The organism is uncultured Rothia sp., from assembly GCF_937976295.1.
In the GTDB taxonomy this organism is placed as follows: Bacteria; Actinomycetota; Actinomycetes; order Actinomycetales; family Micrococcaceae; genus Rothia.
The window spans coordinates 1-5,615 of the sequence record NZ_CALJRY010000269.1; the positions used below are offsets into that span (position 1 = coordinate 1).

At 58.6% G+C, this 5,615-nt stretch carries 4 protein-coding genes and 1 pseudogene; all 5 read right to left on the reverse strand.

Annotated elements, in window-relative coordinates; genetic code table 11:
- Positions 1-182 precede the first annotated feature (182 nt).
- Complete coding sequence (locus Q0216_RS07125) at positions 183-842, reverse strand: PIN domain-containing protein (protein WP_298594075.1); 660 nt, start codon at positions 840-842, stop codon at positions 183-185.
- Complete coding sequence (locus Q0216_RS07130; RefSeq protein WP_005507190.1) at positions 836-1,300, reverse strand: excisionase family DNA-binding protein; 465 nt, start codon at positions 1,298-1,300, stop codon at positions 836-838. The genes Q0216_RS07125 and Q0216_RS07130 overlap by 7 nt, the downstream gene beginning before the upstream one ends.
- A 220-nt stretch (positions 1,301-1,520) precedes the next feature.
- A complete protein-coding gene (locus Q0216_RS07135; protein WP_298594077.1) occupies positions 1,521-2,816 on the reverse strand; it encodes an aspartate kinase in 1,296 nt (431 codons plus the stop codon).
- Positions 2,817-3,003: 187 nt separating this feature from the next.
- Positions 3,004-4,143 carry a recombination mediator RecR gene (gene recR, locus Q0216_RS07140; RefSeq protein ID WP_298594078.1) on the reverse strand — a complete coding sequence of 380 codons (1,140 nt, stop codon included), beginning with the start codon at positions 4,141-4,143 and terminating at the stop codon, positions 3,004-3,006.
- Positions 4,144-4,311: 168 nt separating this feature from the next.
- Positions 4,312-5,615, reverse strand: a pseudogene (locus Q0216_RS07145) (DNA polymerase III subunit gamma and tau); the annotation flags it as partial.

Sequence of the window (5,615 nt, forward strand, 5' to 3'; positions counted from 1 at the left end):
AGGAGATGACGCGGGGCAGTCGCACGTAGTCCAGCAGGTCGGCGTAGCGGCCGGCACGCGCCTCATGCGCTGCCTGGGCGGCACGCCATTCGCGGGCATCCATCACCTGGGAAAATACAACACTACTCATGCTTCTAGCCTAAACGATGCTGTGACGAGGTAGTGCATGTAGCAATGTCTACCTAGCTACTAGAAGACCGGGCTTTAAACTCACGTTCAAAATCGACAAACTGTGGGCTATTAATCACTGCAGTCCGAAGATAACGGGCAAATTGACCCGCTCCTGCTCGTTCAAGTGCGCGAGGAATATCAGTCTCCGTGAATCCCTTAGAGTGAGCATAAGATTCCTGGGAAAGATAGACCTCGGCAAATAAGGAGGGATGAGCGTATTCGGTGAACTGCATCAGAAAATCATCCGCGCTGAGTGTCTCATAATTTTGAATATTCTGAGCTTCTTCCGTGGAAGCATAATCGAGCAGTTTGCGGTCATCGGTGACTAATGCGTGCATGCCGCCGTGTTGGGCAGCAGCATGCACATGAAGATCGTTTATATCGGGAAAGCCAGCAACTGGTTCAACAGGGAAACCTGCGATTAGGGACTTGCAGGATGTCAGGATTTGTTGTTTCCATTTCTCAATTTTTGCATCATGAATCATTGGGTCCTTTCGGCGTGTGTGGTATCCAAACTCATCCATGATTCCGGTGGATACGTATGGAGCGAAAAATCTGTAGTCACTCTCCTTTGTCAAAAGGAGAATCCAATCGCGAAGAGTCTTAGACATCAGAATGTTCGTATCCAGTAGGACAGATTCAGCATCTGATAATGTACTCTCTTCTACCACGCAGGTCCTCCGATAATGTCGTTGAGATTGTTCTCTTCCTCAAATTTCCAAAGATCTTTGAGAGCTTGTTCCTTCTGAGCGATGGTCTTCTCCAAAAGGGTCTTGCGGAAAACTTCTGCGTCCCCGGTGCGGATGCGGAAATGACTTCCTACTTTGAACGCGGGGAGCTCGCCGGAACGAATAGCCTTCATAAGGGTCGGGCGTGAGATGCCAATGCGACGAGCTGCCATAGTAGTGGTCAAGTACTGTGGGCTGGTCTGAATCTCGATGCGCTGGCCCTGTGCTAAAGCATGCAAAACCTGTTGAATAACTTGGCTAAGCGCATCACCGATTTCCTGGCTTTCATTCCCTGAAACGGTCAGAGTAACGGCAGTTTCGTTTGAGTCCCCGAGTAGCTTTTTTGCTTCGGTTTGGGCTTGATTAAGGGTTTCCTCCTGCAGGAGTTGGGTGTTGGGCATCTTTGTTCCTTCCTTGTATTACTGGATTGCATTTGGTGCTTAGCTCAAGTAAGTTAGAACCTCGCAAAATGTAGTCCAGTAGCTATAACTCTACCTTGTATCTGAAATAACTGTAAAGTGTTTCAGTTATTTCATTTGTAAACAGAAAAGGGGAGGGGCGGTGCTGAGAAAACCCAGCACCGCCCCTCCCGAAGCGTACAGCCCACAAACGAGCTAAACCCTAGCGGCCAGTACCACCGTAAACAGTAGCCTCGCCCTCAGCATCCAGACCGAACGCAGTGTGCACCGCGCGAACAGCCTCATCCAGCTTGCTCAGCTCAGTAATCACCGAAATACGGATCTCAGAAGTCGAAATCATGTCAATGTTCACGCCAGCGTTCGACAGGGCCTCAAAGAAAGTGAACGAAACACCCGTGTTAGTCTTCATGCCCGCGCCAACCAGCGACAGCTTACCAACCGACTCGTTGTAAATAACCTCCTGGAAACCCAGCTCAGCCTTAGCAGCCTCCAGCGCCTTCAGCGCGGTGGGGCCCTGATCCTGATCCAGGGTGAAGGAAATATCGGTCACGCCGGGGCGGTCAGTCGGAACGTTCTGAACAATCATGTCCAGGTTAACCTTCGCCTCATTAATCAGACCGAACACCTTAGCTGCCGAACCGGGAACATCCGGAACACCAACAACAGTAATCTTTGCGCGGGTGCGATCGTGCGCGACACCAGAAATCAGGGGCTGCTCCAAGGGAATCTCCTTCAGATGGGTGGGGGTCAGTTCCGCGGACTCCTCCGGAACCACAATAGTGCCTTCAAGGTTAGAGAACGAAGAACGCACGTGAAGCTTCAAATTAAAACGACGAGCATACTCAACACTGCGCAGGTGCAGAATCTTCGCACCGTTAGCCGCCATCTCCAGCATCTCTTCACTGGTGATGGTGTCCAGCTTATGCGCGGTCGGCACGATGCGCGGGTCGGCAGTGAAAACGCCGTCAACATCCGAGTAAATCTCGCACACATCAGCGTTCAGAGCAGCAGCCAGAGCAACAGCAGTCGTATCAGAACCGCCGCGGCCCAGAGTCGTAATATCGCCGCTCTGACGGTTCATACCCTGGAAACCAGCAACAATCGCAATGTTGCCAGCCTCAATCGACTCACGGATACGATCCGGGTTGACCTCCACCAGACGCGCAGAACCGTGCACGCCGTCAGTAATCATGCCAGCCTGAGAACCAGTGAAAGACTGGGCCTTAGCACCCAGGTCGTTAATAGCCATCGACAGGATGGCGGTCGAAATGCGTTCACCGGCAGTCAGCAGCATGTCCAGCTCACGCGAAGGAGTGACATTGCTGGTGACCTCTGCGGCAAGGTCGAGCAGCTCATCGGTGGTGTCGCCCATAGCGGACACCACGACGACCACATCGTTACCTGCCTTCTGAGTGTCCACGACGCGGCGGGCAACGCGCTTGACGCCCTCCGCATCCGCTACGGAGGAACCGCCGAACTTTTGGACGATCAGGCTCATTGATATCTCCAGGTCAGTTACTTGTGTGCTGCCGGCAGACACCGGCTCCTCATTTATAGTAGACGGCGTTCAGCACAAGCGACTAACTGGGTGCCCGTGTGTATTGCCTCGTGAAATATTACGTAGTGTTACGGGGCGGTGATGCGGGGTGGGCATGCGAGTACAGCACGCCCGCAGAGGCGAGTTTCTAGGTCCACGGGTTCACGTACGTGACACCCGGCAGCGGCGGAACATCCGGCTTAGGGGTACGCAACGGGGCGTTCTGAATAGTGCGGATCTTCTCCTCATAGTCGGGGGTGCGGAACACCTCCGGCGCATCTTCTACCTGCTCGGCTACGGACGCTTCAGCCGGTTCGGAGGCGGCACTCGCCGGAGCGTCTGGGGTGCCCTCGCCGGAGTCTTCGCCCAGGTCAGGGGTGGATTCTGCGGTGCTCTGAGCCTCAGCAGAATCGGTGGGGGAGACCTCGTTTTTGGACTCCTCAGCCTCCCGCAGAACCCGCTCAATCAGCTGCTCATCCACCGTGCCCTGCACACCCCCAGCGACGGGTGCCTCCGCGCGGGGACGGGCAGAATCCTCAGAATCCAGGTCATCAAACATGCTCGAATTCCAGCGGCGGCGAGTCTGCTTCGCCTCCTGAGCCTGAACCTGAGCTGCCTGCTCACGCTCCTGCTCCTCCTCACGGTTCACGCGCTCAAAATCCTCGGCGGCAGTATGAGCCACCGCCGTGCCCTCGCTAATGACGCGGCGGCCCTCCAACGCGCGGCCCAGGGTAATCTCGTCCGCGTACTCCAGATCGCCACCGACCGGCAGACCCGACGCCAGACGCGACAGACGCACACCCAGTGGCACGAGCATGCGCGAGAGGTAGGTTGCGGTTGCCTCACCCTCAAGGTTCGGGTCCATCGCCAGAATAATCTCCTGGATGCGCTCATCCGCCAGGCGGGACACCAGCTCACGGATACGCAACTGCTCCGGGCCCACACCAGCCAGCGGGTTAATGGCGCCACCGAGCACATGGTAGCGGCCGGTAAAGGAACGGGTGCGCTCAATCGCCACCACGTCCTTCGATTCTTCGACCACGCACAGCATGGACGGGTCGCGGCGCTCATCACGGCAAATCGAGCACAGCTTCGTCTCGGAGACGTTACCGCACTCCTCGCAGAAACTTACGCTGGTCTTCACCGTGGAAATGGCGTTGGCTAGGCGCGCCATATCGGCAGCATCCGCATTCAGAATGTGAAAAGCGATGCGCTGAGCCGACTTGGGGCCCACACCCGGCAGGCGGCCGAGCTCGTCAATGAGGTTTTGAACTGCTCCCTCGTACATGGCTTCTCCTTCAAATGCGGTGTGTTGTGCTGATGTGTTGTTTGGGCGACGTTATGAGTATGCACCCAACCCCTGACAGTTTAGGTGCGTTTCGCGTAGCGAGTATGCGGCCAGAATGAGTGCGCCCGCCATCGGTGCGATGGCGGGCGCGGCACCTACGACCCCGGGTTAGGGCTGGTGCAGGGGGCGTTCGTCAATGACGGTGCCACCAATAATTTTTTCGATAGCGCGCAGACCGATGAAGGTGCTGTTTTCGACCTTCTCATCATCCTCAGAGACGTAGTCCTCATCGGATGCGGCGCGTGCCGGGCGAGCCGGTGCCGCCGGTGTTGCGGGCTGCGCGGACTTCTCCTCAGTTACCGGAGCATTATCAGCCGGAGCCGCCTGCACTGGATCTACCTGTACCGGAGCCGCGAGCGGACCTGCCGGAGCGACCGGAGCCGCGAGCGGACCTGCAGGCTCAACCGGGGTTGCCGAATCCTGCGGCGCTGCCTGCGGTGCCTCCGCCAACGGACCCGCCGCGAGGGGGCCTGCCGGGGCAACCGGAGCTGCGAGCGGACCCGCCGGTGCTACAGGCTCAGCAGGCAATGCGGGCGCAGTGGGCATTGCGGGAGGGACGGGTGCCTCAACCGGTTCAGCGTAGGGAGGCTCATCCTCAAAAGGGGGCTCCTCCTCATAGGGAGGTTCCTCCACGTGAGGGGGCTCCTGCGCACGCTGAGAATCTGGGGCATGCTGGGGTTCCTGTGCGCTCTTCTGCTGCGGAACTCCACTACCGGAGGCTGCAAAGGAATCACGCTCACCAAAACCACCCGCCGGAGCAGCCGGAACCTGCTGAGGAAGCGGGGGCTCAGGCGCAAGCGGACCAGCCGGTGCCTGCGGGGCCGCCTGCTGAGGCGCCTCCTCGGGGGCGCTCTGCGGAATCGGGGCAACTTCCCACGCGCCCAGGGGCGCATCCACGCTCGTAGACTCGGGGGTGTTTGCGCCGGTCAGCGGCTGACCGTGGCGACGCCACGCATCCTCACCGCCGCGCGGACCATCAGCCAGAGGTGCCGGCTGAGAGGGCTGTGGGGGAGTCTGCTGGACGGGCGGCTGAGGCGCCTGCGGGGCAGGCGCCACCGGAGCGGCGGACTGAGCAGCAGGGGCAGGCTGAACCGCGGGTTTAACCTGCTCACCGGGCTTCGCCACCTGAGCGTGAATCGTCACCTGACGGCGCAGGAACTCACTCACGCGGGCGGTCAGCTCGGGCACAAAGCCCTTGACCGCGCGTAGGGTCGCAATGTCGGCGCTCACGTACAGGGTCGTGCCGTCCATGCGGGCGGGGTGAACCTTCATCAGCTGCTCCGCCGCACCCGGAACGTTCATTCGGTTAAGGATGGCACGCCAATTACCCTGAACCGCCGCCAGCGGATCGTTCGGGTTAAGCTTCAAAGGCGCGGAGGGGGTACCCGCTGCAGCGGCACCAGATCGGAAGA

Coding starts and splice junctions, on each gene's coding strand:
- Q0216_RS07130 (WP_005507190.1), bottom strand. CDS start 1,300: ATGCCCAACACCCAACTCCTGCAGGAGGAAACCCTTAATCAAGCCCAA.
- Q0216_RS07135 (WP_298594077.1), bottom strand. CDS start 2,816: ATGAGCCTGATCGTCCAAAAGTTCGGCGGTTCCTCCGTAGCGGATGCG.
- recR (WP_298594078.1), bottom strand. CDS start 4,143: ATGTACGAGGGAGCAGTTCAAAACCTCATTGACGAGCTCGGCCGCCTG.